The 22,395-nt window shown below is 67.3% G+C and carries 22 protein-coding genes and 1 tRNA gene; 14 read left to right on the top strand and 9 right to left on the bottom strand.

The features are described 5' to 3' along the window. Window positions 1-4: 4 nt before the first annotated feature. The 5 genes from ACQHGV_RS08780 to ACQHGV_RS08760 all read left to right on the top strand — a co-directional run bounded on the left by ACQHGV_RS08780 (window position 5) and on the right by ACQHGV_RS08760 (window position 4,090). Window positions 5-94, top strand: a tRNA-Ser gene (locus ACQHGV_RS08780). 129 nt (window positions 95-223) lie between these two features. Next, window positions 224-1,240, top strand: coding sequence for a lytic murein transglycosylase (locus ACQHGV_RS08775; RefSeq protein ID WP_183951903.1), 1,017 nt, complete (start codon window positions 224-226; stop codon window positions 1,238-1,240). Continuing rightward, complete coding sequence (locus ACQHGV_RS08770) at window positions 1,224-1,907, top strand: septal ring lytic transglycosylase RlpA family protein (RefSeq protein WP_440977904.1); 684 nt, start codon at window positions 1,224-1,226, stop codon at window positions 1,905-1,907. The genes ACQHGV_RS08775 and ACQHGV_RS08770 overlap by 17 nt, the downstream gene beginning before the upstream one ends. Window positions 1,908-1,938: 31 nt before the next feature. After that, a complete protein-coding gene (locus ACQHGV_RS08765) occupies window positions 1,939-3,111 on the top strand; it encodes a D-alanyl-D-alanine carboxypeptidase family protein (RefSeq protein WP_183951841.1) in 1,173 nt (390 codons plus the stop codon). Between the two features lie 4 nt (window positions 3,112-3,115). Beyond that, on the top strand, window positions 3,116-4,090 hold the full coding sequence (locus ACQHGV_RS08760) for an AAA family ATPase (protein WP_440977903.1): 975 nt from the start codon (window positions 3,116-3,118) through the stop codon (window positions 4,088-4,090). Window positions 4,091-4,228: 138 nt separating this feature from the next. Here ACQHGV_RS08760 and ACQHGV_RS08755 read toward each other — a convergent pair whose 3' ends face one another. Both ACQHGV_RS08755 and purF read right to left on the bottom strand, forming a co-directional pair. Next, window positions 4,229-4,939 carry an SDR family NAD(P)-dependent oxidoreductase gene (locus ACQHGV_RS08755; RefSeq protein WP_440977902.1) on the bottom strand — a complete coding sequence of 237 codons (711 nt, stop codon included), beginning with the start codon at window positions 4,937-4,939 and terminating at the stop codon, window positions 4,229-4,231. Then, entirely contained in the window at window positions 4,939-6,390 is a 1,452-nt protein-coding gene (gene purF, locus ACQHGV_RS08750; protein WP_183951838.1) for an amidophosphoribosyltransferase, read from the bottom strand. The genes ACQHGV_RS08755 and purF overlap by 1 nt, the downstream gene beginning before the upstream one ends. 144 nt (window positions 6,391-6,534) lie before the next feature. Here purF and ACQHGV_RS08745 point away from each other — a divergent pair, with 144 nt between their 5' ends. Genes ACQHGV_RS08745 through ACQHGV_RS08730 form a run of 4 tightly spaced genes read left to right on the top strand, consistent with a single transcriptional unit; the run spans window position 6,535 to window position 8,134 of the window. Beyond that, complete coding sequence (locus ACQHGV_RS08745) at window positions 6,535-6,786, top strand: DUF7218 family protein (RefSeq protein ID WP_440977901.1); 252 nt, start codon at window positions 6,535-6,537, stop codon at window positions 6,784-6,786. Window positions 6,787-6,822: 36 nt separating this feature from the next. Next, a complete protein-coding gene (gene hisI, locus ACQHGV_RS08740; RefSeq protein ID WP_440977900.1) occupies window positions 6,823-7,185 on the top strand; it encodes a phosphoribosyl-AMP cyclohydrolase in 363 nt (120 codons plus the stop codon). Further along, window positions 7,182-7,691 carry a hypothetical protein gene (locus tag ACQHGV_RS08735; protein ID WP_440977899.1) on the top strand — a complete coding sequence of 170 codons (510 nt, stop codon included), beginning with the start codon at window positions 7,182-7,184 and terminating at the stop codon, window positions 7,689-7,691. Before hisI ends, ACQHGV_RS08735 begins: the two co-directional genes overlap by 4 nt. A 32-nt stretch (window positions 7,692-7,723) precedes the next feature. Continuing rightward, window positions 7,724-8,134 (top strand): MerR family transcriptional regulator, encoded by a 411-nt coding sequence (locus ACQHGV_RS08730; protein ID WP_183951835.1) that lies wholly within the window; start codon window positions 7,724-7,726, stop codon window positions 8,132-8,134. A gap of 5 nt (window positions 8,135-8,139) precedes the next feature. On the opposite strand, the gene ACQHGV_RS08725 is transcribed toward ACQHGV_RS08730, so the two are convergent. From ACQHGV_RS08725 to ACQHGV_RS08715, 3 genes are read right to left on the bottom strand one after another with little or no spacing between them, the layout of a single operon-like run. Then, entirely contained in the window at window positions 8,140-9,429 is a 1,290-nt protein-coding gene (locus ACQHGV_RS08725; RefSeq protein WP_440977898.1) for a cell wall hydrolase, read from the bottom strand. Beyond that, window positions 9,426-10,346 (bottom strand): cysteine synthase A, encoded by a 921-nt coding sequence (cysK, locus tag ACQHGV_RS08720; RefSeq protein ID WP_409790854.1) that lies wholly within the window; start codon window positions 10,344-10,346, stop codon window positions 9,426-9,428. Before cysK ends, ACQHGV_RS08725 begins: the two co-directional genes overlap by 4 nt. Next, window positions 10,343-11,695, bottom strand: a complete 1,353-nt coding sequence (locus ACQHGV_RS08715; protein WP_440977897.1) for an MFS transporter — start codon at window positions 11,693-11,695, stop codon at window positions 10,343-10,345. Before ACQHGV_RS08715 ends, cysK begins: the two co-directional genes overlap by 4 nt. Before the next feature lie 171 nt (window positions 11,696-11,866). On the opposite strand from ACQHGV_RS08715, the gene pdhA reads away from it, so the two are divergent. From pdhA to ACQHGV_RS08695, 4 genes are all read left to right on the top strand, one after another. Beyond that, on the top strand, window positions 11,867-12,910 hold the full coding sequence (gene pdhA, locus ACQHGV_RS08710) for a pyruvate dehydrogenase (acetyl-transferring) E1 component subunit alpha (protein ID WP_183951831.1): 1,044 nt from the start codon (window positions 11,867-11,869) through the stop codon (window positions 12,908-12,910). Window position 12,911: 1 nt separating this feature from the next. Further along, window positions 12,912-14,342: a pyruvate dehydrogenase complex E1 component subunit beta gene (locus ACQHGV_RS08705; protein WP_440977896.1), complete on the top strand. Its 1,431-nt coding sequence runs from the start codon at window positions 12,912-12,914 to the stop codon at window positions 14,340-14,342. 89 nt (window positions 14,343-14,431) lie between these two features. Continuing rightward, window positions 14,432-15,124 (top strand): squalene/phytoene synthase family protein, encoded by a 693-nt coding sequence (locus ACQHGV_RS08700; protein WP_440977895.1) that lies wholly within the window; start codon window positions 14,432-14,434, stop codon window positions 15,122-15,124. A gap of 276 nt (window positions 15,125-15,400) precedes the next feature. Continuing rightward, the gene (locus ACQHGV_RS08695) at window positions 15,401-15,889 is read left to right on the top strand and encodes an EF-hand domain-containing protein (protein WP_440977894.1); all 489 of its coding nucleotides are present in this window, start codon (window positions 15,401-15,403) and stop codon (window positions 15,887-15,889) included. On the opposite strand, the gene trmFO is transcribed toward ACQHGV_RS08695, so the two are convergent. Then, window positions 15,798-17,192 (bottom strand): methylenetetrahydrofolate--tRNA-(uracil(54)-C(5))-methyltransferase (FADH(2)-oxidizing) TrmFO, encoded by a 1,395-nt coding sequence (gene trmFO / locus ACQHGV_RS08690; protein ID WP_440977893.1) that lies wholly within the window; start codon window positions 17,190-17,192, stop codon window positions 15,798-15,800. The two genes, ACQHGV_RS08695 and trmFO, sit on opposite strands and share 92 nt — an antisense overlap. A gap of 74 nt (window positions 17,193-17,266) precedes the next feature. Between trmFO and ACQHGV_RS08685 the strand changes: the two genes are divergently transcribed. Beyond that, the gene (locus tag ACQHGV_RS08685) at window positions 17,267-17,701 is read left to right on the top strand and encodes a DUF488 domain-containing protein (protein WP_440977892.1); all 435 of its coding nucleotides are present in this window, start codon (window positions 17,267-17,269) and stop codon (window positions 17,699-17,701) included. 4 nt (window positions 17,702-17,705) lie between these two features. On the opposite strand, the gene ACQHGV_RS08680 is transcribed toward ACQHGV_RS08685, so the two are convergent. The 3 genes from ACQHGV_RS08680 to gyrA all read right to left on the bottom strand — a co-directional run bounded on the left by ACQHGV_RS08680 (window position 17,706) and on the right by gyrA (window position 22,168). Further along, window positions 17,706-18,992 (bottom strand): methyl-accepting chemotaxis protein, encoded by a 1,287-nt coding sequence (locus tag ACQHGV_RS08680; RefSeq protein ID WP_440977891.1) that lies wholly within the window; start codon window positions 18,990-18,992, stop codon window positions 17,706-17,708. Window positions 18,993-19,070: 78 nt separating this feature from the next. Beyond that, window positions 19,071-19,376, bottom strand: coding sequence for a DUF952 domain-containing protein (locus tag ACQHGV_RS08675; protein ID WP_440980174.1), 306 nt, complete (start codon window positions 19,374-19,376; stop codon window positions 19,071-19,073). A 41-nt stretch (window positions 19,377-19,417) separates the two neighbouring features. After that, the gene (gene gyrA, locus ACQHGV_RS08670; protein ID WP_440977890.1) at window positions 19,418-22,168 is read right to left on the bottom strand and encodes a DNA gyrase subunit A; all 2,751 of its coding nucleotides are present in this window, start codon (window positions 22,166-22,168) and stop codon (window positions 19,418-19,420) included. Window positions 22,169-22,395: the final 227 nt, after the last annotated feature.

The raw sequence follows: 22,395 nt of genomic DNA, 5'->3' as shown, positions 1-22,395 counted from the left end.
AGACGGGTGGATGGCCGAGTGGTTTAAGGCTCCAGTCTTGAAAACTGGCGAACGGGTAACCGTTCCGTGGGTTCGAATCCCACTCCACCCGCCATCGGCGCACCCCATGTGCCATTCCCCCGACAGCGGCTGATCGTGCCTTGCCTGCGGTGACGTGAGGTTCCGGATGCGGGGCCGCTATGGCAAAGAACGCCTCATGTGGGGGAACATTACCCGGCGCGGGATGCGCCTCGGCATTTTTTCGGTCCTGGCGACGCTGATGAGTAGCGCGCCCGCGCTGGCGCAGGACGAGGCTGGGTTTCAGAGCTATCTGCAGCAGGTTCGCGGCACCGCGCTGGCGCAGGGCGTCAGCCGCGCGACGCTGGACGCGGTGCTGCCGACGCTGACGCTCAACGAGCGGGTGATCGAACTCGACCGGCGCCAACCCGGTGGCCCCGCCAATAGCGGTTTCAGCCCCTTCGCCCCCTATAAGGCCGCGCATGTCGATGCCGCGCGGATCAGCCGGGGGCGCAGCAAATATCTGGCGCAGCGCCCGCGCCTGTCGCGGATCGAGCGCGAGACGGGCGTGCCCGAATCGATCATGGTCGCGATCTGGGGCCATGAGACCAATTACGGGTCCTATACCGGCAATTTCGACCTGATCCGGTCGCTGGCGAGCCTGGCCTATGAAGGTCGCCGCCGGCCGCTGTTCGAGGGCGAGTTCATCGCCGCGATGAAGATGATGGACCGGGGCGTCAGCCGCGAGCAGTTGAAGGGCAGCTGGGCGGGCGCGACGGGCAATCCGCAATTCCTGCCCTCCATCTATCTCCGCCTGGCACGCGACGGCGATGGCGATGGCCGCGCCGACATCTGGAACAGCGAGGCGGACACGCTGGCCTCGATCGGCAATTATTTCGTCAATGCCGGCTGGCGCGCGGGCCAGCCCTGGGGCTTCGCGGTCAGCGTGCCCGCCGGGTTCGACCGGTCGATGGTGCGCAACCAGCTGGTCAGCCCGCGCTGCCCCCGCGTGTTCGAACGGCATAGCGGCTGGCGCACCATCGCCGAATGGCGTGCGCTGGGCATCGTGCCGCAGGGTGCGGCCTGGCCCGACGACCGGGTGCTGGCAACCTTGATGGAGCCGGACGGGCAGGGGGCGACCGCCTATCTGCTGACCGGCAACTACCGGGTCATCCTGGATTACAACTGTTCCAATTTCTATGCGCTGTCGGTGGGATTGCTGGCCGATGCGATCGCGGGTTGAGCGCCTCGCCATCGCGGCGCTGGCCGCGATGCTGGCGGTGCCCGCGACGGCGGCGGCACCGGACGATGCGCCGGCGGCGCGTTATGGCAGCTATCAGGCGACGGGCCGCGCCAGCTGGTACGGGCATGAATTGGCCGGGCGGCGCACCGCGACCGGCCGGCGTTTCAATCCCGACGATGTGATGATCGCGCACCGCTCGCTCCCGCTCGATTCGATGGTCGAGGTGACCGATGTCGATACCGGCCGCACCATCGTCGCACGCGTCGGCGATCGCGGGCCGGGCCGTGCGGACCGGGTGGCCGACCTGTCGCTCGGCGCGGCGCGCCTGCTGGGCACCAATCGCCGCGCCGTCGCCAATATCCGGCTGCGTGCGCTGAAAGCCGGCTCCGACAATCCCGGCCTGATCCTGGCCGGGGCGAGCGCCGCGCTGCCCGTCGCCCGGCCCATCAAGCTGGATGCCGCCGGCACCTACCGCGTCCAGATCGCCAGCTTCACCAGCCAGGCCCGCGCCCAGGCGCTCGCCCGCCGGTTCGACGCCGGTACCCAGCATGTCGGCCGCGTCTGGCGCGTCGAGCGCGGCGCGCTCGATGCAAATTCGGCGAAAGCGCTGCGTGACGCGGCCGCGCAGGCCGGTTATGACGACGCCCGCGTCCTGCATCAGGATTGACCTCCTCCCGCCCTTTGGTCACGGAACACCCATGAAGACGTTGTTCGCATCGCTCGCCGCCCCGCTCGCTCTCGTCGCGCTGGCCCATCCCTCGATCGCGGCCGCGCCGCAGTTCGACACGCCCGCCCCGGTCGCGTTCATGAAGGATCTGTCCTCGGGCGCGATCCTGTTCCAGCGCGATGCCGATCGCCGCATGCCGCCGGCCTCGATGGCCAAGATGATGACCGTCTACGTCGCCTTCGATCTGGTCAAGAAGGGCCAGTTGAAGCTCAACGACATGGTCACCGTCCAGCCCGAGACGTGGAAGAAGTGGCACGGGCCCCAGGCCGGATCGACCATGTTCCTGTCGCCGAACGAGCAGGTCAGCGTCGCCAATCTGCTGTACGGCATCGTCACGCTGTCGGGCAACGACGCCTGCGTCGTGCTGGCCGAGCATATCGCGGGCACCGAGCAGAATTTTACCGAGCGGATGAACCGCACCGCCAAGCAGATCGGGCTGAACAACAGCCATTTCGGCACGTCGAACGGCTGGCCGGACGGCGGCGTGACCTATGTCACCGCGCGTGACCTGGCCGACCTGGCCGAGCACACGATCCAGGACTTTCCGCAGCTCTACAAGCAATTCTATTCGCGCCGCGATTTCTCGTGGGGCAAGACGATGGGCGGCAACGCCATCACCCAGGCCAATCGCGATCCGCTGCTCGGCCGCGTCGCCGGCGCCGACGGCCTGAAGACCGGCCACACCGAAGAGGCCGGCTATGGTTTCACCGGCTCGGCCGAACAGAATGGCCGCCGTCTGGTGATGGTCATGGCCGGGCTGAACAGCTCGGGCGCGCGGGCCGAGGAATCGGTCAAGTTCATGAACTGGGGCTTCCGCGCATGGCAGGCCAAGCCCGTCGTGTCGCAGGGCAAGAAGGTCGCCGATGCCGAGGTCCAGATGGGATCGTCGAGCAGCGTCGGCCTGGTCGCGCCGCGCCAGCTGACCGTCACGCTGCCCGCCGGGCTAGACCCGCAACTGAGCGCCAAGGTCGTCTATCAGGGGCCGATCAAGGCGCCGATCAAGGCCGGCCAGCATATTGCCGATCTGGTCGTCAGCTCGCCTGACATGCCCGCGCAGCGCCTGCCGCTGGTCGCGGAAAAGGATGTGAGCGAAGCGGGCTTCTTCGGCCGTGCCTGGTCCGGGCTGACCTCGTTCTTCGGCTGATCGGATGACCCTGCCGGTCGGCAATGATGCAGGCCAGGCCGCTTTCGCCGCCGCGCTGGGAGGCGCCAAGCTCCACCATGCCTGGCTGATCGCCGGGCCGGAGGGTGTGGGCAAGGCCAGCTTCGCGCGCGCGGGGGCGACGCGGCTGCTGGCACGCGCGAGCGGGCAGGGTGACCTGCCCCCCGGCCTCGCCGTGCCGGAGCAGCACCCGACCGCCAAGCTGATCGAGGCGGGGTCGCATCCCGACTTCCGCATCCTCGCGCGCCTGCCCAAGGATGCGGAAAAGCCCGATCAGGATTTGGCGCGGTCGATCACGATCGCGCAGGTCCGCACGCTTCAACCCATGTTCGCCACCGCACCCGCAATGGGGCCGGCGCGGGTCGTGCTGATCGATGCGATCGACGATCTGGAACGGGGCGGCGCGAACGCGCTCCTCAAGAATTTGGAAGAGCCGCCGGCGGGGACGGTGTTCCTGCTGGTCAGCCATGCCCCGGGGCGGCTGCTGCCGACGATCCGCTCGCGGTGCCGGCTCCTGCGCTTCGAGCGGCTGTCCGACAGCGATGTCGCGCGCGTGCTGCGCCAGCAACTGCCCGAGGCGGACGAGGGCGAGATCGGCGCGCTGGTCGCCGCCGCCGAGGGCGCGCCGGGCCGGGCCTTGCGCTTTGCCGGTCTGGACATCGCGGGCATGGACGCGGCGATCGCGCGCATCGCCGAGAGCGGCGACCCCGGCAATGCCGAGCGGGTGAAGCTGGCCAAGTCGCTGGCGGGCAAGGCGGCGCAGGCGCGGTACGAGGCGTTTCTCGACCGGGTGCCGGCCTTCATCGCTACGCAGGCGCGGGGGCGTTCCGGCGCGCGGTTGAAGGTGGCGCTGGATGCCTATGCGGCGGCGCAGGATTTGGCCGGCGCGGCGCGGGGGCTTTCGCTGGATGCGCAGGGGACGGTGTTCGAGATGGCGGGGATCATCGCGACGTTGCGGTGAGGGGTTCCGGGCGAGGGGCGGGCGTGGGCTTCGACTTCGCTCAGCCTGAACGGCTGTGGTGAGGCGGACTTTATTTCCTTAACCCCGCTCAGCCTGAGCGAAGTCGAAGGCCACGCCCCACCGCCAGCCTAGCAGACGTTATAGACCCACGCGTTCGAAGTGCCCCGGCGCAAAGCCTTCGATCGCCAGCGCGGCGATCCGGTCCGCCACCACCTCGGGCGCCTTTACCGACGCGGGGTCTTCCCCCGGATAGGCCTTGGCGCGCATCTGCGTCCGGGTCGCGCCCGGATCGACGATAGCGGTGCGGATGGCGCTGATCTCGGACGTCTCGTCGCCATAAGCGCCCAGCAGCGTCTCGAACGCCGCCTTGGACGCGCCGTAAGCGCCCCAATAGGCGCGCGGCTTGCGCCCGACCGAGGAGGTCACGCCGATGACCCGCGCCCCTTTCGACCGACGCAGCATCGGGTCGAACGCGGCGATCAGCGCGGCCTGCGCGCTGACGTTCAGGGTCAGGACGCGGGCGAATTCCTTGGCGTCGATCGCCGGCACGGCGGCGAGCGAGCCGAGCATCCCGGCGTTCAGCACCATCACGTCCAGCGCCTGCCAGCGCTCGCCGATCGCGCCCGCCAGCCGACCGATCGATTCGTTCTCGGTCAGGTCGAGCGGGGCGATGGTCGCGGCCCCGCCGGCGTTGAAGATGGTCTCCTCGACCTCCTCCAACCCCTTGGGCGTCCGCGCGGTCAGGATGACATGCGCGCCCTGTGCCGCCAGTGCGATGGCGGTGGCGGCACCGATCCCCCGGCTGGCCCCGGTGACCAGCGCCAGCTTGCCGTCGAGCGCGCCGGCCATCAGGCGACCCGCTCGGCCAGCATCGCGAACTGGTCGACCGTGGCGGTTTCGTCATGGTCGGTCAGCGTCGTCGGATAGTCGCCGGTAAAGCAGGCATCGCAATAGCTGGGCTTGCCGTCCCGCGCGGCGTTCAGCGCCTTGTAGAGGCCCTCGATCGACACGAAGGACAGGCTGTCGGCATGAATGAAGTCGGTCATGCCGCCCAGATCGAGCTTGGCCGCCAGCAGCTTGGCACGCTCGGGCGTGTCGACGCCGTAGAAGCAGGAATGGCGGGTGGGCGGAGACGCGATCCGCATATGCACCTCGGCCGCGCCGGCCTCGCGCATCATCTGCACGATCTTCAGCGACGTGGTCCCGCGTACGATCGAATCGTCGATCAGCACGACCTTCTTGCCCTGGATCAGCGCGCGATTGGCATTATGCTTCAGCTTGACGCCGAGGTGGCGGACCTTGTCGCCCGGCTGGATGAAGGTGCGGCCGACATAGTGCGATCGGATGATGCCCAGCTCGAACGGGATGCCCGATTGCTGGGCATAGCCGATCGCGGCGGGGACGCCCGAATCGGGAACCGGGATGACGAGGTCGGCATCGACGGGCGCTTCGATCGCCAGCTGCGCGCCGATTTCCTTGCGCACCGAATAGACCGACTGGTCGCCCGCGATCGAATCGGGGCGGCTGAAATACACCCATTCGAAGATGCAGGGGCGGGGGCTGACCGCCTGGAAAGGATGGATCGAGCGGATCTCGGTGCCCTGGACGATGACCAGCTCGCCCGGTTCGACCGCGCGTTCGAAGGTCGCACCGCACACGTCGAGCGCCACGGTCTCCGAAGCGAAGATCACTGCGCCGTCGAGGCGGCCCATGACCAGCGGCCGGATGCCGAGCGGATCGCGGCAGGCGATCATGCCCTCGGGCGTCATCACGATCAGCGAATAGGCGCCCTCGACCTGCTTGAGCGCGTCGATGAAGCGGTCGAGCAGCGTGCGGTAGTTGGACGTCGCGACGAGGTGGATGATCGTCTCGGTATCGCTGGTCGACTGGAAGATCGAGCCGCGACGCACCAGTTCGCGACGCAGCTTCATCGCGTTCGAGATGTTGCCGTTATGCGCGACGGCGAAGCCGCCGGTCGACAGGTCGGCATAAAGCGGCTGGACGTTGCGCAGCGCGGTCTCGCCCGTGGTCGAATAGCGGACATGGCCGCAGGCGACCTCGCCGGGCAGGCCCCGGATCACGTCGTCGCGGTCGAAATTGCCCGCGACATGGCCCATCGCGCGGTGGGTGTGAAACAGCGTGCCGTCGAAGCTGGTGATGCCGGCGGCTTCCTGTCCGCGATGCTGCAGGGCGTGGAGCCCCAGCGCGGTCAGCGCGGCCGCGCCGGTGGCGCCGGACACGCCGAAGATACCGCATTCCTCGCGGAGTTTGTCGTCGTCGAAGGGGTTGGTGGTCAGCATGGGAGAGGCGCTCGCAACGTTCGCAACTAAGGGGCAGACGGGGCGCATATAGGAATGTGATCGGCGTTTGTCGCCTGTTTGTCATGGTTGATGGGATCATTTTCGACAGGTCCGCGTTTCGGACCCGAAAGCAGGAGATGCCATATGGCCCGCGATCACGGCGCCCAGATCAAGGATGATGGGCTGTACGAGGAACTGCGCAAGCAGGGCCAATCCAAGGAAAAAGCCGCGCGCATCGCCAATGCCAAGGCGAACGGCAGCCTAAAGCATAACGCGACCCATTTGGAGGATCGGACGAAGGACGATCTGATGCAGGAGGCGCGCAAGATCGGCATCGAAGGGCGGTCCAAGATGAAGAAGGCCGACCTGATCGAGGCGATTCGCAACCACGGATAGCTTGGAAGAGGCCGGGGTTGCGGCTAGATCGCGATCATGGCCGACCAACGCGACACCGGGCTGACGCTCGACCCCAAATTCGATGCCCAGGGCTTGCTGACCGCGATCATTACCGATCGTGTCAGTGGTGAATTGCTGATGGTCGCGCATATGAATGCCGAGGCGCTGGCGGCGACCCGGGCGACCGGACAGGCGCATTTCTGGTCGCGCAGTCGCCAGCGGCTGTGGAAGAAGGGCGAAAGTTCGAACAACGTGCTGAACGTCGCCGAAATCCGGATCGACTGCGATCAGGACGCGCTGTGGCTGATCTGCGACCCCGCCGGGCCCGCCTGTCACACCGGGGCGCGCAGCTGTTTCTTCCGCCGGGTCGAGGGGGACGGGCTGGCGCCGGTGGCGTGATCGCGCGTCGCCTTGGCCTCACATTTTGCCTGTTGATCGCCGCCTGCACGTCATCGGGCGAGACGGCGGACAATGCGGCGGGCGAGCGGTTGGAGGTGGCCAGCATCGCGACCGGCCTCGTCGCTGACCCGGCGACCATTCCGCTCGATGGCATCTGGGCGCGCGATTCGGACCGGATGTGCATCATGCCCGCCTCGGGGGGTGAGGATGATGCGCCCCGCCACATCGGCGTGCTGCTCGATTATGGCGAAGGACAGGGCTGTACCGCGCGGGGCACCCTGTCCCGTTCCGGCCGGGACCTGACGATCGTGCTGGGCGCATGCCGGTTTTCCGCCCGGCTCGATGGCGACAGCATCCAGTTTCCCGCCGCCTTGCCAGCGACTTGCAACGGCCTGTGCACCGGCCGCGCCACATTGTCGGCGCTGGCGGTCGAGCGGGTCAGCGCTTCGGTGGCGGAAGCGCGCACCCTGCGCGGCCCCAACGGGACCGCGCTTTGCGCCGATTGACGTTGACGTAAAGGGTATTTAGCGTCGCGACCATGACCAGGGTCGCCGCCTATGCCGCCATTCCCCCTCGGGGCGATCGGGACGATTACACGATCACCGAGCTATGCGGTGAGTTCGGCGTCACGGCCCGCGCGCTGCGCTTCTATGAGGATGAAGGGCTGATCGCGCCAGAGCGGCGGGGCACGCAGCGCATCTATTCGCAGCGCGACCGTGCCCGGCTCGCCTGGATCTTGCGCGGCAAGCGGGTGGGGTTCAGCCTGGCCGAAATCCGCGAGATGATCGATCTCTACGACCTGGGCGACGGCCGGCGGCAGCAGCGCGAGGTCACCGTCGCGCGCTGCGCCGCCAAGATCGATGCGCTCCAGGCCCAGAAGCAGGACATCGATGCCGCCATCGCCGAGCTGACCGAGTTCGTCGACCTGTTGAACGCCCATCGCGACTGAGCAGGTCAGGGTTGGGGCTTCGCCTCCGCCGGTGCGGCGCTGGCGCGACGGACGCCGGGCAGTTCGCCGGGCGCGGTGGTAGGGGCGGGTGCCGGTGCACTGACCTGCAATGTCTGGCTCGGCGTGATGGGCATCGCCGTCAGGCTCTGCCGCTTCATGCAGCGCGGCCCCTTCATCGCGGTATAGACGGTGCAGTTCCAAAGCGTTCGCTCGATGCCGATCCCGGTGTCGCGGTAATAGCTGAACGCCATCGTCTCCATCTGCAGCGGGGTCAGCGGCACCGCCTGCGGCGTGGCGGCGGTTTCGCGCCATGCCATGACGGTGCAATGCGCACGGTCGCCGCACAGCTTGAGCGCATAAGCCGGGAAGCCTTCCGCCGCCAGGCCACCGGGCAGCGACACCAGGAAGGTGTCGGGCTCATTGGCCAGCGGTGTGGCCGCGCCGGTGGCAGCCGCCCCCTCGGCCAGCGCGGCGCCCGCCTCGGCGGTGCCGTCCACCCCGGCCCGGTGCGCGGGCGAGAAGGGTGCCAGCGACGCGATGACAGGTTCGCCCGCCACCAGATGTCGGTTGAACGCAGGCGGCGTTCCCCACCATCCCGACCAACGGAAGAACAAATGGCTGCCGACCGCCGCGACCTTGTCGAGGCTGGCCTGCCAATAGGGGACGACCCAGTCGGTGTGATAATGGGTCGCATGGCCCACGGCACGGAACACCTTGCCATTCAGCGCCATGCCGGCGATGTCTCGCGCGCGGGTCCAGGCGGCCTCGGGCGGCTGCCACTTGGTTAGCGCGCCATCGCAGCTGAAGGTGAACTGGCAGCCGGTGCTGCGCTCCTGCCCCTCGAACACCACGCCACACACCGTCTTGGGAAAGGCGGGATGGCGCAGCCGGTTGAGCACGACCTGCGCCACCGCCTGTTCGCCCTTGGCATCGTCGCCCGCCTCGTAGAGCACGCCCGCCGCCAGACAGTCGATCGCCCGCGCCTTGTCCTCCGCCGTACCGCGAAAGGCGAAGGGACGCGCCGCCGGATTGGGATCGTTCGAAAAGGGGACGCTGGCGTTATAGGCGCGCGCTTCGTCGGGGGTCATGTCGACAAAGGCGACCGGCTCGACCGCCGGCACTTCGGCCGGGGGCACGACGCGACCCGCCCGCGCCGGACCTTGCGGCCGGGCACGGGCCTGATGCGGGATGGCGGGGGCGTTCGCCACGAGCAAAGCCGGTACGGCGCTGGCCGTACCGGCGATGACGAACAAGGCCGCGCGGATGCCGCCGCGCGGCCGATCTGGCGTGCTCACTGTTCGGGCAGGAAGTCCGGCACCGACAGATAGCGCTCGCCCGTGTCATAGTTGAAGCCGAGCACGCGGACACCCTCGGGCAGGTCGGGCAGCTTCTGCAGGATCGCCGCCAGCGTCGCGCCCGACGAGATGCCGACCAGCAGCCCTTCCTCGGTCGCCGAGCGGCGTGCCATGTCCTTGGCGACATTGGCATCGACCTCGATCACGCCGTCGATCGCCTGGGTGTGGAGATTGGCGGGGACGAAGCCTGCGCCGATGCCCTGGATCGGGTGCGGGCCGGGCTGGCCGCCCGAAATGACCGGCGAGGCGGCGGGTTCGACCGCATAGACCTTCAGTTCGGGCCATTCCTTCTTCAGCGTCTCGGCAACGCCGGTGATATGGCCGCCGGTGCCGACGCCGGTGATGATGACGTCGATCGGCGAATCGCGGAAGTCGTTCAGGATCTCCTGCGCGGTCGTGCGGACATGCACGTCGATATTCGCGGGGTTCTCGAACTGCTGCGGCATCCAGGCGCCGGGCGTGTCACGCACGATCTCCAGCGCGCGCTCGATCGCGCCCTTCATGCCCTTTTCACGCGGCGTCAGGTCGAAGGTCGCGCCGTAAGCCAGCATCAGGCGGCGACGCTCGATCGACATGGATTCGGGCATGACCAGGATCAGCTTGTAACCCTTCACCGCCGCGACCATCGCCAGGCCGACGCCGGTGTTGCCGCTGGTCGGCTCGACGATGGTGCCGCCGGGCTTCAGCTCGCCCTTGGCCTCCGCCGCCTCGATCATGGCGAGCGCGATACGGTCCTTGATCGAGCCGCCGGGATTGGAACGCTCCGACTTGATCCAGACTTCCGATCCGGGGAACAGCCGCTGGATCTTGATGTGCGGCGTGTTGCCGATCGTTTCCAGGATGGTGTTGGCCTTCATGGCTTGGCTTCTCCGTGGGTTGGTTCGGTGCTGAGGATTTCAGGCGGATCAAAGGTTCGCGCGCGCCGGAGTTCCGGAAACAGCCGCGACCAGAGCAATGTGACGCCGATCGCGCCCACCCCGCCGAACACGACGGCGCCGACGGGACCGAGGATCGAGGCCATCACGCCGCTCTCGAACTCGCCCAACTCGTTGGAGGCGGAGATGGTCAGCTGCGACACCGCGCTCACCCGGCCGCGCATCACGTCGGGGGTGTGGAGCTGGATCAGCGACTGGCGGACATAGACCGACACCATGTCCGCGCCGCCCGCCACGATCAGCGCGACGAGGCTGAGCAGGAAGGCGGGGTGGACGAAGAGGCTGGCCCCACCCAGCTGGACGGTGCCGCTATCCAGTCCGAGCGCGCCGGTGATATGGCTGGCGATGCCGAAGGTCAGGATGGCGAGGCCGAAGACGACCACGGCGGCGAGCATCTTCACCCCGACATTGGACTTCATCGGCCGGACCGAGAACCAGATGGCGGTGGTCGCCGCACCGATGCCCATGCCGGCGGCCAGCAACCCCAGCCCCTGCGACCCGACATGCAGGATGTCGCGGGCATAGACCGGCAGCAGCGAGGTCGCACCCGCCAACAGCACCGCGAACAGGTCGAGCGTGATCGCCGCCTGGACCAGCCGGTTGCGCCGGACATAGCTGAACCCCTCGATGATCCGGGTCAGCGGCCGGCGATCGGTCTGCGCGGGCGGTTGCGGCACCGGGCCGATCAGGAAGATGCAGAACAGTGCGACCGCGAACAACAAGGTCGCGACGCCGTAGGCGAATTCGGGATGGACCGCGTAGAGCAGCCCGCCGACGCTGGGCCCCGCGATCGTGCCGACCTGCCACGCGATCGAGCTGACCGCGATGGCGGTGGGCAGGCTTTCGCGTGGCACCAGATTGGGCGCGAGCGCCGAATAGGCCGGCCCGGAAAAGGCGCGCGCGATGCCGAAGGCGACGGCGGCGGTGAACAGCGCGCCTAGCGTCAGATGCCCCGACCAGGTCAGAAGCCACAGGCTGGCGGCGGTCAGCACGAGCAGCGTCGTCGTCGCCCGCACGATCCAGCGCCGGTCGACGCTGTCGGCGACCAGACCGGTGATCGGGGTCAGCAGGAACAGCGGCACGAACTGCGCGAAACCGATCATGCCCAGCATGAAGGCGGCCTGGCGCACGTCCATCGTCTCGCGCGCCAGATTATAGACCTGCCACCCGATGACGATCGACATCGCCGATACCGCGATCGTGCCGCTGAAACGGGACAGCCAGTAACTGCGGAAATTGGCGATGCGGAAAGGGTGCAGGGGTCTATCCATGGTCGGCGTGCGTTGTAGGCTCCGGCTTGACCGCAAGGCAACCGAGGCTGAGCTATCACCCGGCAAAATCCAGCTGTCCCGTGATGTTTTGTAACGGGGAATTGAGTTTCGCGCAGAACCGCGCCAATAGGCGTCGATCCTTCCCTAACGGAAACAAAGGTGTTCCCGACTGTGGCAAAAGCTCCAAGCCGTACCAGCGAGCCCCCCATTCCCAATCGGGAGCGTCCCGCCGAACCGCAACCGTTCCAGGCTACCAAGGAACAGTTGCTGGATTTCTACAAGCAGATGCTCCTGATCCGCCGCTTCGAAGAGAAGGCGGGCCAGCTCTACGGCCTCGGCCTGATCGGCGGTTTCTGCCACCTGTATATCGGCCAGGAAGCCGTGGCGGTGGGTCTGCAGTCGGCGCTCGACGGCGACAAGGATTCGGTCATCACCGGCTATCGCGACCATGGTCACATGCTGGCCTATGGCATCGATCCCAAGGTCATCATGGCCGAGCTCACGGGGCGTGCCGCCGGCATCTCCAAGGGCAAGGGCGGGTCGATGCACATGTTCTCGACCGAGCATAAGTTCTATGGCGGCCACGGCATCGTGGGCGCGCAGGTGTCGCTGGGCACCGGCCTGGCTTTCGGGCACAAGTACAGCAATGACGGCGGCGTCTGCCTCGCCTATTTCGGCGATGGTGCTGCCAATCAGGGCCAGGTGTACGAGAGCTTCAACATGGCCGAGCTGTGGAAGCTCCCGATCATCTTCGTGATCGAGAACAACCAGTACGCCATGGGCACGGCCGTAAACCGCGCCTCGTCCGAGGACCAGCTGTATCGCCGTGGCGAGAGCTTCCGCATCCCCGGCATCCAGGTCGACGGCATGGACGTGCTGGCGTGCCGTGGCGCGGCCGAAGAGGCGCTGGCCTGGGTCCGCGCGGGCAAGGGTCCGGTTATCCTGGAGATGAAGACCTATCGCTATCGCGGTCACTCCATGTCCGACCCCGCCAAGTATCGCAGCCGCGAGGAAGTGCAGGGCGTGCGCGACAAGTCCGATCCGATCGACCATGTGAAGCGTCTGCTCGAGGAGCAGGGCGTCACCGAGGCCGATCTGAAGGGCCTGGAGCAGGACATCCGCAAGACGGTCAACGAGGCGGCTGACTTCGCCGAACAGACCCCCGAGCCCGATGTGGCTGAACTCTACACTGAAGTGCTGGTGGAGCGTTACTAAGATGGCGATCGAGATCAAGATGCCGGCCCTTTCGCCGACGATGGAAGAGGGCACGCTCGCCAAGTGGCTCGTGAAGGAAGGCGATACGGTCAAGTCCGGCGACATCATGGCCGAGATCGAGACCGACAAGGCGACGATGGAATTCGAAGCCGTCGATGAGGGCGTGATCGCCAAGATCATCGTCGCCGAGGGCACCGACAATGTGAAGGTCGGCACCGCGATCGCGCTGCTGGCCGAAGAGGGCGAGGACGTCTCGACCGCTGCCGCGTCGGGTTCGCGTTCGGGCGATGCGGCCAATGCCGCGCCGAAGAACGAGCCGACCGACCATAACGCGCCGCCGATGCCCGAAGGCGCGGCTGCGGCCGAGCAGGAAAGCGGCACGCAGAAGCTGGTCGCCGCCGCCGAGCAGGAAGCGCCCGCCTCGCCGGAAATCCCGGAAGGCACCGAGATGGTGAAGCTGACCGTCCGCGAAGCGCTGCGCGACGCGATGGCCGAGGAAATGCGCGCCGACGACCGCGTCTTCGTGATGGGCGAGGAAGTCGCCCAGTATCAGGGCGCGTACAAGGTCACTCAGGGCTTGCTGGACGAGTTCGGCGACCGTCGCGTGATCGACACGCCGATCACCGAATATGGCTTTGCCGGTGTCGGCACGGGTGCCGCCATGGGCGGCCTGCGTCCGGTCATCGAGTTCATGACGTTCAACTTCGCCATGCAGGCGATCGACCACATCATCAACTCGGCCGCCAAGACCAACTATATGTCCGGCGGCCAGATGCGTTGCCCGATCGTGTTCCGTGGTCCCAACGGTGCCGCCAGCCGCGTCGGCGCGCAGCACTCGCAGAATTACGGTCCGTGGTACGCCAGCGTCCCCGGCCTGATCGTGATCGCACCCTATGACGCGGCCGATGCCAAGGGCCTGCTGAAGGCCGCGATCCGCTCGGAAGATCCGGTCGTGTTCCTCGAGAACGAGCTGATGTACGGTCGTTCGTTCGACGTGCCCAAGCTCGACGATTTCGTCCTGCCGATCGGCAAGGCGCGGATCATGCGCGAGGGTAAGGACGTGACGCTCGTGTCCTACTCGATCGGCGTGGGCGTCGCGCTCGAAGCCGCCGAGAAGCTGGCCGCGGAGGGCATCGATGCGGAGGTCATCGACCTGCGCACGCTGCGTCCGCTCGACACCAAGACGGTGCTGAAGTCGCTCGCCAAGACCAACCGCCTGGTCGTGGTCGAGGAAGGCTGGCCGACCTGCTCGATCGCGTCGGAGATCACCGCCGTCGTGATGGAAGAAGGGTTCGACGACCTCGACGCGCCGGTCCTGCGCGTGACCAACGAGGACGTGCCGCTGCCGTACGCCGCCAACCTCGAAAAGCTGGCGCTGGTCGACGCGAACAAGGTTGTCGCGGCGGTCAAGAAGGTGACCTATCGCGGCTAAGCCGTGGGGTAACCTGTTGGTATGAAAGGGGCCTTCCGGGAGACCGGGAGGCCCTTTTTCATGGCCGCCACCTGTGCGAAGGGCAGGGGATGACCGATGCTCCTGCCGCCCCTACACCTCCGCCCGCCATCGAGGCAGTGATGCGCGAACAGGCGCTGGCGGTCGGCTATGCGCCCGCGTCGGCGCGGGACGGGTTTGCGGCGCTGCTCGATCTGGACCACCAGCTCGCGTCGATCCTGCAAAGCACGACCGAGCCGATGATCGGCCAGATGCGGCTGACCTGGTGGTTCGAGGCGCTGGAAAAGCTCGACCGCGAGCCTGCCCCTGCGCATCCGGTGTTGCAGCGGCTGGCGTCGTCTGTGCTGCCCGGTAGTGTGCGGGGGGCAGACCTCGCCCCGATGATCGAGGGGTGGGAGGCGCTGCTCGATGATGGCGAGCCGCTGGATGACGAACGCATCGCGCGCCATGCCGAGGCTCGGGGCGGGGTGTTGTTCGCATCCGTTGGGCAACTGCTGGGGCAGGCGGGGATGGTGCCGCTGGGGACGGCCTGGGCCAAGGCCGATCTGGCGCAGCATGTATCCGATCATGCCGTTCGCGCTCGAATCGCTGGGGTGGCCTTGTCGGAATTGGACGGGGTTCTGGCGATAAAATCGCCGAAGCCGGCTCGCGGTTTGAGCGGTCTCGCGGTTCTGGCCCGCGAGAGCCTGCGCCATCCGGATCGCTTGCCCGGCCATCCTCTACGTGCGGCAAGACTGGCATGGCACGGCCTGACCGGGCGCTGACCTACTGCACTTCAAGGTGAAGCCGTACCCCGGCGAAGGCTGGTTGCACCGGGTCGCCGAGCGTACGGGACATTTGCCCCTTTCGCTCGTCGCTGGCGCGCCACTGGCCGATTAGGAACTGGACCCCGGCCTTCGCCAGGGTACGCCTGAGGGTAGAGCCGCCCCTGTCGACCCCCCGTTCAGCCTGAGCGAAGTCGAAGGCCAAGGGAATCCCCTTGCCGCTCATCCTCAACCCCGGTTAACCATAGGTCCGTCGAACGGGGGGAGACGGGACCGATGTGGCGCTATCTGGCCGGAGGGTTGGGCACGCTCGTGCTGGTGGGGGCAGGGTTGTTCCTATGGGGCAGTCGCCCCGACACGCCGTCGCCACTCCCCGCCGCGAGTGCGGCGACTGCTCCGCAATCCGCCGAAAGCGACGACACGCCACTCCCCGAAGCCTCCGCCCGCACCCGCGAGCAGAAGCGCTTCGACCGCTACGACAAGGACCGCGACGGCACGATCACGCGCGAGGAATACCTCGCCGCGCGGCGCAAGGCTTACGCCAAGCTCGACCGCGACGGCGATGGCAAGCTGTCGTTCGACGAATGGGCGATCAAGGCCACGACCAAATTCGCCACCGCCGACCGGGATAAGTCGGGCACGATGGACGCGGCCGAGTTCGCCACCACCGCCGTCAAGCGTCGACCGGCTGCGCGGGCGAACTGTCCTCCGGCACGAACGGCACCGGCTGAGGCACCGGAGGCGGCCCCGGCGGAAGAGAGTTGAGCCACCCTGGCAGCGCTTCCCGCGCGCGGTCGGTGTACATCCGCTTGCGGTCGGCCTTCTTGGTCCGGCCGGGAATGGGCGGGAACAGGCCGAAATTGACGTTCATCGGCTGATAGGTCTCCGCCTCGGCGAGGCCAGTGATGTGACCCAGCAGCGCACCCAAAGCCGTCTCGACAGGCGGCGGGGCGATGGTTTTACCGGTCAGCTCGGCTGCCGCGAAACGCCCGGCGAGCAGGCCGATGGCCGCGCTTTCGATATAGCCCTCGCACCCCGTGATCTGGCCCGCGAAGCGCAGGTTCGGCCGCGACTTCAGCCGCAGCGTCGCGTCCAGCAGCTCGGGCGAGCGGATGAAGGTGTTGCGGTGCAGACCACCGAGCCGCGCGAACTCGGCCTTTTCCAAACCGGGAATGGTGCGGAAGATGCGGATTTGCTCGGCATATTTCAGCTTGGTCTGGAAACCGACGATGTTCCAGAGCGTCCCCGCAGCATTGTCCTGCCGCAGCTGGACGACGGCATAGGGCCAGCGCCCGGTACGCGGGTCGTCCAAGCCGACGCCCTTCATCGGCCCGAAACGCAGCGTCTCGACCCCGCGCTCGGCCATCACCTCGACGGGCATACAGCCGTCGAAATAAGGCGTGTCCTTTTCCCACTCACGGAATTCCGTTTTCTCGCCGTCGAGCAGGGCCTGATGGAAGGCGTAATATTGCTCCTTGTCCATCGGGCAGTTGATGTAATCCTTGCCCGTGCCCTTGTTCCAGCGGCTCTGGAACCAGGCGACGTCCATGTCGATCGACTCGCGGTGGACGATCGGCGCGATCGCATCGAAGAACGCTAGCGCCTCCGCACCGGTCGCCTCACCGATCCCGCCAGCCAGCGACGGGGCGGTCAGCGGGCCGGTGGCGATGATCGCAGGCCCGTCGGGTAGCGCGTCGATCCGCTCGCGGACGATGGTGATGTTGGGATGCGCCGCCAGTGTCGCCGTCACGCCGCCCGAAAAGCCGTCGCGGTCGACCGCCAGTGCTGACCCGGCGGGCACCGCATGGGTGTCACCCTTGGCCATGATGATCGAGCCGAGCGCGCGCATCTCCTGATGCAGCAGCCCGACCGCGTTGGAGGTCGCGTCGTCAGAACGGAAGGAGTTGGAGCAGACGAGCTCCGCCAGGTCGCCGCCATGATGGGCGGGCGTGGTGTCCGCGCCGCCGCGCATTTCGGACAGGCGCACCTTCAGCCCCGCCTCGGCGAGCTGCCACGCGGCTTCCGAGCCCGCCAGCCCGCCGCCGATCACATGAATGTCATAGGTCATCGCGACGCCTTAAACCCGGACGGCCCCGGTTGGAAGGACTTGGCGCGTGAGGCACGGCTCCCCAAGTCGGTGATATGACGACCATCTTCACCATCGGTTACGAAGGCGCGAGCGTCGACGGCTTCCTTGCGACGCTGAAAACGGCCGGGGTCGAGCAGCTGATCGACGTCCGCGCGTTGCCTCTGTCGCGGCGACCGGGTTTCTCCAAATCGCCGCTTGCCGCCGCGTTGAAGGAGGTCGGGATCGACTATGTCCATCTGAAGGACCTGGGCACGCCCAAGCGCGGGCGCGATGCCGCGAAGAAGGGCGATGTCGGCACGCTGCGCGAGGTCTATGATGACCAACTTGCCCTGCCCGAGGCGCAGGCGGCGGCCGCGCGGATGCTCGATCTGGCGGGTGAGAAGCCCAGCGCGCTGCTCTGCTATGAGCGCGATCCCTGTCATTGCCACCGCACCCTGTTGTTGGAAGCGGTGGGGCAGGGGGTGGACGTGGTTGATCTCTACGTCTGACAGGTCAGACGGCGACCAGTTCGACGAAGCGCGCGGTCCGTTCGCGCAAGGATTCGATCGTGTCGCCGAGCGCCTGTGACAGCGTGTCGAGCGATCCGGCATCGCGGTCGATCCGGGTAGCGTCGCGCTCGATCTGCGTCACCTGCCGGCCGATCTGATGCGCCGCCGTCACCGACTGTTCGACATTGGCGGCGATGGCGGTGGTCGCGACGGCTTGGGCCGCGACCGCGACGTCGATCGACTGCGAGATCGCACCGATCGCGGAAACGGCCTCGCCCAGCTGCCCCTGTTCGGTGACGAGCGCGTGGAGGTTGGTCTTCACCTCGGCGATGTTGCGGGCGGCACCTTGCGCAGCGTCGCGGGTCTGGCTGGCGAGCGCCTTCACCTCATGCGCGACGACGGCGAAGCCGCGTCCGGCGTCGCCGGCGCGGGCGGCCTCGATCGCGGCGTTCAGCGCGAGCAGGTTGGTGCGCGCCGACACCGTCTCGATCAGCGCGAGCAACGCGTCGATCGCGGTGGCGCTGTCGGCCAGCGCGGCGGTGCGGTGGCCGGCCCTGGCGATACGGTCGCTGACCCTGCCACGTATGTCGCGCGCTTCGTCCATGTCGCGGGTGATCGTGGCGAAAGCGCTGGCGAGGCCGCGTCCGCGCGTGGCGGTGTCGCCCAATGCCGACCGGCTTTGCGCCACTGCCTCGGTCATCCGCGCCGCGCCGTCCTGAGTTTGCCCGGCGTAGCGCGCAAGGTCGCCGGCGACACGGCCCATATCACCGCTCGCATGGCCCAGCATGTCGCATAATATCGCGATGTCGGCCATGAAGCCGCGCGCCGCGCTGTCGATCTGGCGGGCCCGCACCATCCGTTCGCGCGCCAGGGCGGTCTGCGCATCGGCGGCCTGCCGCGCGATGGTGGCGGCGTCGAGCGTGCCGGCAAACACACCGTTTTCGGTCAGGATCAGCGCGTCGGGTGCGCCCCAGTCGGCATGAAGCGCCAGCCGCTCGGCGACGCTGGCCGTGACCTCGCAACAGGGATGCGCGCGGACATAGGATGTCAGGCTGGCCCCGAAATCGGGATTTTGCAGCAGCGCATGGCCAAAGGGATTGTAGAGCAATCCCTTCACATCGCGTTCCAGGATCGCACCGATCGGCCGCCGCTCGGCATCGAGCACCGGCAGGAGGCGCATGTCGGGATAGTGCCGGAACAGGCCGACCGCCTCGGTCAACGACGCCGCATGGTCGATCACCGGATCGCCGCCGCCGGGGGCGGACCATGTGGAGAAGTGGGGCGGTTTCATAACCAATCCCTAACGCCGCAACCGTAAATGCGGCGTTAGGGATTTATGACGTTTCGGTGACGACAGAAGTTTTGCGACCTATCCCGCGATGGGCAGCCGCACCGTCCCGTCATCGTCGCGCTTCATCGGGCCATAGGCGATCACCGCCGTCAGCGGCAGATCGGCATAAAGATGCGGGAAGAGCTCGCCGCCCCGGCTCTCCTCCCACTTCACCGCCTCGCCCATCGCTTCCAGATCGACCGCCGCGATGTGCAGGTCGCTCTGTCCGGCGAAATGCTTGTCGACCGTCTCGGTCAGCTGGGCGGCGGTGGACAGGTGGATATAGCCATCGGCCAGATCCACCGGGGCGCCCGTGAAGACGCCCTCATGCTCCAACACCGCCATCTGATCGGCGGTCAGCACCTTATAGGCGGTGGTCGGGTGACTCACTCGCCATCCTCCGGCCCGGCAGCCAGGTTCTCACCGACGATCGCATCCGGCTCGGGCGCGATCTCGGCGGTGCCCTCGGCCAGGTTCATCTCGGCATCCTCCTCGGTCTCCTCGATGCGCGCGGCCGAGACGACATGCTCGCCCGGTGCCACGTTGAAGAGCCGCAGCCCCGCTGAGCCGCGCCCGATGACACGCAGGCTCGCCAGCGACATGCGGATCAGCTTGGCCTGATCGGTCACCAGCATCAGCTGATGCCCCTTGGACGCCGGGAAGCTGGCGACCACATCGCCGTTGCGGGCGATATTGTCGATATTGGTGATGCCCTGACCACCGCGACCGGTGCGGCGATACTCATAGGCCGAGGACAACTTGCCATAGCCATTGGCGCAGACGGTCAGGATGAATTGCTCGCAGTTGCGCAGCTCCTCATACCTTTCGACCGACAGCTCGGGCTCGCCTTCCTTCTCGCCCTTCCAGGGGGCGAAGCGGAGGTACGCCTCGCGCTCCTCCTGGGTGGTGCCGACGCGGTGCAGGACCGAGAGCGAGATGACCTCGTCCTCGCCCTTCAGCGCGATGCCGCGCACGCCGGTCGAGGTGCGGCTCTGGAACTCGCGCACATCGTCGGCGGCGAAACGGATCGCCCGGCCGCACCGCGTGGCGAGCAGCACATCGTCCTCGGCCCCGAGCAGCGCGACGCCGATCAGACGGTCCTCGCTCTCGTCGTCGAAGCGCATCGCGATCTTGCCGTTCGAGGGCACATTGGTGAACGCATCCATCGAGTTGCGGCGCACGGCCCCCTTGGCGGTGGCGAACATGACGTGGAGCTTGCCCCACTCCGCCTCGTCCTCCGGCAACGGGAGGACGGTCGAGATGACTTCGCCCGGTGCCAGCGGCAACAGGTTGACCATCGGCCGCCCGCGCGTGGCGGGGCCGCCCTCGGGCAGGCGCCAGACCTTGTAGCGATAGACCTTGCCATGGTTCGAGAAGAACAGGACCGGCGTGTGCGTGCTGGTCACGAACAGCTCGGTGACGACGTCCTCATCCTTGGTCGCCATGCCAGAGCGGCCCTTGCCGCCCCGGTTCTGGGCGCGGAAGGCATCGAGCGGGGTGCGCTTGATATAGCCCTGCATGGTCACGGTGACGACCATGTCCTCGCGCTCGATCAGATCCTCGTCGTCGATGCCGTCGGCGGCGGCGGCGATTTCCGAGCGGCGCGGGGTGGCGAACTGGTCGCGGATCGCCACCAACTCGCCGCGCATGACCTCGTACAGCTTCACGCGGTTGGCGAGGATTTCGAGCAGCTCGGTGATCGAGTCCGCCAGACCCTTCAGCTCGTCGCCGATCTCGTCGCGGCCGAGCGCGGTCAGGCGATGGAGGCGCAGGTCGAGGATCGCGCGGACCTGCGTCTCCGACAGGCGATAGGTGTCGCCAAAGCCTTCGCTTTCGACCGCTTCGACCAGACGGATATAGGGCGCGATCTCGGCGATCGGCCATTCGCGGGCGAGCAGCGCCTCACGTGCGGCGACGGGCGAAGCCGAGCCGCGGATGATCCGGACCACCTCGTCCAGGTTCGTCACCGCTATGACGAGGCCCAGCAAGATGTGCGCCCGCTCACGCGCCTTGGCGAGTTCGAACTTCGAGCGGCGGGTGATGACCTGCTCGCGGAACTGAACGAACGCCTGGATGATGTCGCGCAGGTTCAGCAGCTCGGGCCGCCCGCCGCGAATGGCGAGCATGTTGGCCGGGAAGCTGGTCTGGGCGGGGGTGTGCCGCCATAGCTGGTTCAGCACGACCTCCGGGGTCGCGTCGCGCTTCAGGTCGATGACGATGCGAACGCCTTCGCGGTTCGATTCGTCGCGAATGTCGCTGATCCCCTCGATCCGCTTTTCCTTGGCGGCCTCGGCGATCTTTTCAACGAGCGCGTTCTTGCCCTGCTGATAGGGGATTTCGGTGAGGACGATGGCCCGGCGGTCGCCGCGCATCTCCTCGATCTCGTGGCGCGAACGCACGATGATCGAACCGCGCCCGGTCTGGTACGCCGAGCGTGCGCCCGAGCGGCCGAGGATCAGCGCGCCGGTGGGGAAGTCGGGGGCGGGGACGATCTCGTTCAGTTCCTCGACCGTGATCGCGCCATTTTCCATATAGGCGAGACAGGCATTGACCACCTCGCCCAGATTATGCGGCGGGATGTTGGTCGCCATGCCGACCGCGATGCCGCCTGCGCCGTTGACCAGCAGGTTCGGGTACTGGGCGGGCAGGACCGAGGGTTCGCGTTCCGAGCCGTCATAGTTGGGCTGGAAGTCGACCGTGTCCTTGTCGAGATCGTCGAGCAGCGAGTTGGCGACCTTGGCCAGACGCGCTTCGGTGTAACGCATCGCGGCAGGCGGATCGGGGTCCATCGAGCCGAAATTGCCCTGACCGTCGATCAGCGGCACGCGCATCGACCAGTCCTGCGCCATGCGGGCCAGCGCGTCATAGATCGCGCTGTCGCCGTGCGGGTGGTATTTACCCATCACGTCACCGACGATGCGCGCCGACTTGCGATACGGCTTGCCCGCGACGAAGCCGCTTTCGGCGGCGGAATACAGGATACGGCGATGGACGGGCTTCAGGCCGTCACGGACATCGGGCAGCGCACGCGCCACGATCACGCTCATCGCATAGTCGAGATAGCTCGACTTCATCTCGTCGACGATGGAGATCGTCGAAATATCGGAAGGTTCCGCGAGGGTCGTCTCGTCGGCCAAAGTCTGTTGCTTTCCGGCTTGATGGTCAGATGGGAACCAGAGGTACTAGCCGAGCGTGAGCCGCCTGACCACCCCCGCGCAACCCATTCGCGTGGGGCCGTTTGGGAGGAACGGCGGGCGCGGAAAACGGGGTGGCGGGGGCGGGCCCGACGGAATGTGCTCCCCCCTCGGCAGCAAGATCGCGGGACTTTCGAGGCGCTGGTCGCCAGCGGGAGTAAAGGCGACCA

The organism is Sphingomonas pseudosanguinis, from assembly GCF_052056765.1.
Classification (GTDB): Bacteria; Pseudomonadota; Alphaproteobacteria; order Sphingomonadales; family Sphingomonadaceae; genus Sphingomonas; species Sphingomonas pseudosanguinis.
Note: the sequence above shows the minus strand (reverse complement) of the source record. Positions and strands in the feature narration are given on the sequence as shown.

Bases quoted from the DNA above. Each gene is read 5' to 3' on its own strand.
- ACQHGV_RS08775 (WP_183951903.1), top strand. From the start codon at position 224: ATGCGCCTCGGCATTTTTTCGGTCCTGGCGACGCTGATGAGTAGCGCG.
- ACQHGV_RS08745 (WP_440977901.1), top strand. From the start codon at position 6,535: ATGGCCCGCGATCACGGCGCCCAGATCAAGGATGATGGGCTGTACGAG.
- ACQHGV_RS08700 (WP_440977895.1), top strand. From the start codon at position 14,432: ATGACCGATGCTCCTGCCGCCCCTACACCTCCGCCCGCCATCGAGGCA.
- ACQHGV_RS08705 (WP_440977896.1), top strand. From the start codon at position 12,912: ATGGCGATCGAGATCAAGATGCCGGCCCTTTCGCCGACGATGGAAGAG.
- ACQHGV_RS08760 (WP_440977903.1), top strand. From the start codon at position 3,116: ATGACCCTGCCGGTCGGCAATGATGCAGGCCAGGCCGCTTTCGCCGCC.
- ACQHGV_RS08675 (WP_440980174.1), bottom strand. From the start codon at position 19,376: ATGGCGGTGTTGGAGCATGAGGGCGTCTTCACGGGCGCCCCGGTGGAT.
- ACQHGV_RS08730 (WP_183951835.1), top strand. From the start codon at position 7,724: ATGACCAGGGTCGCCGCCTATGCCGCCATTCCCCCTCGGGGCGATCGG.
- ACQHGV_RS08755 (WP_440977902.1), bottom strand. From the start codon at position 4,939: ATGGCCGGCGCGCTCGACGGCAAGCTGGCGCTGGTCACCGGGGCCAGC.
- ACQHGV_RS08715 (WP_440977897.1), bottom strand. From the start codon at position 11,695: ATGGATAGACCCCTGCACCCTTTCCGCATCGCCAATTTCCGCAGTTAC.
- ACQHGV_RS08680 (WP_440977891.1), bottom strand. From the start codon at position 18,992: ATGAAACCGCCCCACTTCTCCACATGGTCCGCCCCCGGCGGCGGCGAT.
- ACQHGV_RS08765 (WP_183951841.1), top strand. From the start codon at position 1,939: ATGAAGACGTTGTTCGCATCGCTCGCCGCCCCGCTCGCTCTCGTCGCG.
- hisI (WP_440977900.1), top strand. From the start codon at position 6,823: ATGGCCGACCAACGCGACACCGGGCTGACGCTCGACCCCAAATTCGAT.
- ACQHGV_RS08770 (WP_440977904.1), top strand. From the start codon at position 1,224: ATGCGATCGCGGGTTGAGCGCCTCGCCATCGCGGCGCTGGCCGCGATG.
- trmFO (WP_440977893.1), bottom strand. From the start codon at position 17,192: ATGACCTATGACATTCATGTGATCGGCGGCGGGCTGGCGGGCTCGGAA.
- ACQHGV_RS08685 (WP_440977892.1), top strand. From the start codon at position 17,267: ATGACGACCATCTTCACCATCGGTTACGAAGGCGCGAGCGTCGACGGC.
- ACQHGV_RS08695 (WP_440977894.1), top strand. From the start codon at position 15,401: ATGTGGCGCTATCTGGCCGGAGGGTTGGGCACGCTCGTGCTGGTGGGG.
- purF (WP_183951838.1), bottom strand. From the start codon at position 6,390: ATGCTGACCACCAACCCCTTCGACGACGACAAACTCCGCGAGGAATGC.
- cysK (WP_409790854.1), bottom strand. From the start codon at position 10,346: ATGAAGGCCAACACCATCCTGGAAACGATCGGCAACACGCCGCACATC.